General features: G+C 53.9%; 3 protein-coding genes. All 3 read right to left on the reverse strand.

What is annotated here, in order from left to right; all coding sequences use genetic code 11:
* The coding region (locus MVK46_RS01890; RefSeq protein ID WP_297534853.1) for an FAD-dependent oxidoreductase at nt 1-1005 on the reverse strand (1005 nt) is incomplete at its 3' end.
* Entirely contained in the window at nt 1005-2492 is a 1488-nt protein-coding gene (locus MVK46_RS01895; RefSeq protein WP_297534855.1) for an NAD(P)/FAD-dependent oxidoreductase, read from the reverse strand. The genes MVK46_RS01890 and MVK46_RS01895, both read right to left, overlap by 1 nt.
* Before the next feature lie 148 nt (nt 2493-2640).
* Entirely contained in the window at nt 2641-3363 is a 723-nt protein-coding gene (locus tag MVK46_RS01900; protein ID WP_297534857.1) for a hypothetical protein, read from the reverse strand.
* Between the last annotated feature and the right edge of the window lie 63 nt (nt 3364-3426).

Here is a 3426-nt window from a genome sequence, read left to right on the forward strand (position 1 = left end):
GCTCTCGATTCCCCCGTTCTCGATGAACTCTTTGGCTCCCTCCGCTGCCAGCTCGCCCTGCTCCGCGACGTAGTCAACGAGGTCGTTTATCAGGAGCGAGTTCCCGGCGACGAATATCCCCGGGACGCTGGTTTCCTGCCTGTCGTTCACGACCGGCCCGCCAGTTGAGGGGTCAATCTCGACGCCTATCTTCTTCAATTTTTTAACGCTCGGGACGAGGCCGGCCGATATTATCAACGTATCCGCCTCAATCCAGAACTCGCTTCCGGGGATTTCGTTGAGGTTCTCATCAACCCTGACGACCTTCACTCTCTCAACGCGGCCCTTTCCGCGGACTTCCACGACCTTGTGGCTGAGGTAGAGGGGTATGTTGAAGTCCCTGAGAATCATGATGTTCCTGGCAAGTCCCCCTGGATAGGGCATCAGCTCGACAACGGCCTTAACCTTCGCGCCTTCAAGGGCGAACCGGCGCGCCATTATCAAGCCAACGTCGCCGGAACCCACGATGACTATCTCCTTGCCGGGCATTATCCCGTAGATGTCCATCAGCGTCTGGGCCTCTCCTGCCGTGTAGATTCCCGAAACCCTGTCGCCGACGATTCCAATCTCGAAGGCGTGCCTCTCCCTCGCTCCTGCGGCGTATATTACTGCCTTCGCCCAAACCTGATAAGCCCCGCTCGGTGAGGTGAAGATTACGACCTTCTCGAGGTCGGAGTAGTTTTTAATCTCAAGAACCCTCGCGGCCGTTCTGTACTCCACCCCAAGCTCGACCAGCCTCTTCGCAAGCCTTGCCGCAAACTCGGGCCCTGTCAGCTCTTCTCTGTAGTAGTGCAGGCCGAAGCCGGGGTGAATGCACTGGGGGAGTATTCCTCCGAGGTAGTCGTTCTCGTCGAGGAGCAAAACCTTCAGTCCGAGTTCTTTGGCCCTAATCGCGGCCGCCATTCCAGCCGGACCGCCACCGACCACAACGACGTCGTAGCTCAGCATCGGAATCCTCGGGAACATCAGGCGTCCCCCCTGAGGAGAACCTTGACGTCCCCTATTCCAATCTCGCTTCCCTTACCCTTCAGCGTGACCTCCCACGGCTCCACTTCGTATTCCTTAGCAAGAAGCTGGACAATCTTCGGCCTGCAGAAGCTTCCCTGGCAGGTTCCGGTTGTGGCTTTGGTTCTGAACTTGACGGAATCAACGCTCGGCGTTTTAACGCCTATGAACTTCATCCTCTCTATGGCCTCAAGGATGTCGCCCTCGCTGACGGAGTTACAGCGGCACACTATCTTTCCGTAGGCGGGGTTCTTCTTCACGGCTTCGTTCACCTGCTCGGGCGTCATCATGAAGAAGTGGCTGATTTCCTTCCTGTAGGGGTTCCACTTCTCCTTTTCCTTCAGCTCGATTCCAAGGTCGCGCTCGATTATCTCGGCAACCTCGTAGGCTATCGCCGGGGCGCTCGTCAGGCCGGGTGAGCGTATTCCAGCGACGTTTATGAAGCCCCAGACCTCTTCCTCCGCCTTGATTATGAAGTCTCCTCCCGTCGGCTCGGGCCTTAGACCGGCGAAGGTTCTGATTACCTTGCTCCTCGGGGGCAGCTGCGGCCAGAGCTTCTTGGCCCCTTCCCAGACCTGCTCAAGGCCCTCCCTCGTGGTGGCGAGGTTCTCCTTCTCCTCAGGCGGTAAATCCTGAGCGTTCGGCCCTATCATCAGATGGCCGGAAATCTCGGTTGTCACAACTATTCCCTTGCTTATCGGCGTCGGCGTCGGGAAGAGGACGCGCTTCGGTCCGGGAACGTCGTCGTCAAAAATCCAGTACTCACCTTTCCTCGGGTGGATTTCGAAGTAGTCTATGCCGGCCATTTTGGCTATTCTGTCCGCGTAAAGGCCAGCTGCATTGATAACGATGTCCGCCTCGATGAAGCCGTTCTTCGTCTCAACGCCCCTGACCTCGCCGTTCTCGACCTTTATCCCCGTAACTTCCGTCTCGAGGTGCGTCTTCACGCCGTTCGCAACGGCGTTCTCGGTTATCGCAATAACGGCCGGAATCGGCCCAATCTGGCCCACTATTGGAACCCATAAAGCTCCAATCGCTTCCCTTGTGAGGTTGGGTTCAAGGTGGAACAGCTCATCCCTATCGACGATTCTCATCTCCGGAACGCCGTTCTTCCTTCCGCGCTCCAAGAGTCTCTCAAGCTCGTCGAAGTCCTCATCTTTGAGGGCAACTATCAATGCCCCGTTCCAGACGTGCGGAATCTCAAGCTCCTTGACCCACTGGTGCCAGAGCCGGTTTCCCCTTATGCACAGCCTGGCCCTCGTCGGGTACTTCTCGGGGTCGTCATCGTAGCCGCCGTGAATCAAAGCCGTGTTGGCCTTGCTCACCCCCCAGCCAACATCAGGAGCTTTTTCTATCAGATGAACCTCGAGGTTCTCGTACCTGCTGAGAACCCTCGCTATGCTCGCCCCGCTAATTCCTGCCCCTATTATGGCCACCTTCGTCTTCATAACCTTCACCTCGATTTAACTTGAGAAAGGGTTTTGGGTGTTTTAAAGCTTTCCTTAACCTTTAGTTTGGCGAAGAGGCGAGGAAAGAACTCTTCGGGGCATTAGAAAAAAGGACAGGGCAGGACAGGATTTGGATGGACGGAGATGTTCATTGTCTCCATTCACCGAGGAGCGTAAAGTTTCCCTCCTTGAACCAGTTGGCACTCACAACGTTGGAGGGGCCACGACTTCTCCCCACGAAGTGTCCCCCGATTGGATTTCCATCGGCGTTAGCAATCAGTGTAACGTTCCACGTTTCAGTGACCCTCACGAGGTACGGGTTCTCAATTGTCCCAGCGTTGGATTCCTCCTCGTATTTTAGGGATATGCAGAACTCATAGTGATTTCCTGTTCTTTTGACACATGTGACGTTCCCGTTTTCCAAAACCCACGAGAGAAAGTTTATGATATTGAGTTCTGGAGAATAAGTGTGAGTAATTACTGACCAATCGAGGTTATCCAAAGTGGAGTTTGCCACATACGGAAAGCTTCTCCCGTCCGTTGTGTTAATCCAGTAAAGGGCGGAGCCGTTTGAGTAGTTTATGCAGGCCTTTAAACTCTCGGTGGGAATGTTAAAGACTGAAAGCGACGTTCCATTCATTGACCAGCAGAAGGATTCATGGGAGCCCAGTTTAACAAGGATTTCGTTAACCGATGGTACTCTTTCCCCTGCTGTTTGTGTAATATTCTCTGGTTGTGTAATGTTCTCCACTGGAGATGTTGTTTGAAAAACTGTGGTAGTGTTATGATTTCCATTGGTTTCTTCCCTTGTTGCATAGCCGAAAATTAAGAGGACCGCAAGCACCCCGATAACGACGAGTTTCTTCTTCATGATTTTCCCTCTAAGTGTTCTTCTGAAAATTTATGAGAGAGGAATAGTAAATTACCCTCCGAC

The organism is Thermococcus sp., from assembly GCF_027066465.1.
Lineage (GTDB): Archaea > Methanobacteriota_B > Thermococci > Thermococcales > Thermococcaceae > Thermococcus.